The sequence below is a fragment of the Deinococcus pimensis DSM 21231 genome (genome assembly GCF_000519345.1).
GTDB lineage: Bacteria > Deinococcota > Deinococci > Deinococcales > Deinococcaceae > Deinococcus_A > Deinococcus_A pimensis.
Map to the genome: position 1 here is coordinate 6,610 of NZ_KI912641.1, position 798 is coordinate 7,407.

Sequence of the window (798 nt, forward strand, 5' to 3'; positions counted from 1 at the left end):
AATCCCGTGCACCGCGCGCACGAGTACCTCCACAAGGTCGCGCTGGAGCACGTGGACGGCCTGCTGCTGCACCCCCTCGTGGGCGACACGAAGGCCGACGACGTGCCCGCGGGCGTGCGGATGCGCGCCTACCGCGAGCTCCTCGCGCACTACTACCCGCCCACGCGGACCCTGCTGAGCACCTACGGCGCCGCGATGCGCTACGCGGGCCCGCGCGAGGCGGTCCTGCACGCCCTCTCGCGGCGCAACTACGGCGTGACGCACTTCATCGTGGGCCGCGACCACGCGGGCGTCGGGAGCTATTACGGCACGTACGACGCGCAGGAGATCTTCTCCGCGTTCACGCCCGCCGAGCTCGGCGTGGAGATCCTGAAGTTCGAGCACACCTTCTACTGCCGCAAGTGCACGCAGATGGTGTCGCCGCGCACCTGCCCGCACGACGCGGGCCACCACCTCATCCTGTCCGGCACCCGCGTGCGCGACCTGCTGCGCGCCGGGCACGCCCTGCCCGCCGAGTTCACCCGTCCCGAGGTGGCGCGGGTGCTGCGCGAGGCGTACGGACACGCGCACCCAGACACCGAAGAGGAACCGACATGAACCACCGACTCAGGACCGTCCTGCTCTCCTTCTCCGCCGCCCTCACCCTCGGCGCCGCCCTCTCCCCCGCCGCCACCGCCCAGAGCGTCAAGGTCGTCCGCATCGGGGTGTTCCCGAACGTCACGCACGCCGCCGGGCTCGTCGCGATCAACCGCGGACTCTTCCAGAAGGAGCTCGGCAACGTGAAGCTGGAGGTCAGGG

The 798-nt window shown here is 71.1% G+C and carries 2 pseudogenes; both read left to right on the top strand.

The window, feature by feature from the left end:
• Positions 1-597: pseudogene (gene sat / locus DEIPI_RS39570) on the top strand (sulfate adenylyltransferase); the annotation flags it as partial.
• Positions 594-798 (top strand): annotated as a pseudogene (locus DEIPI_RS39575) (ABC transporter substrate-binding protein); the annotation flags it as partial. The pseudogenes sat and DEIPI_RS39575, both read left to right, overlap by 4 nt.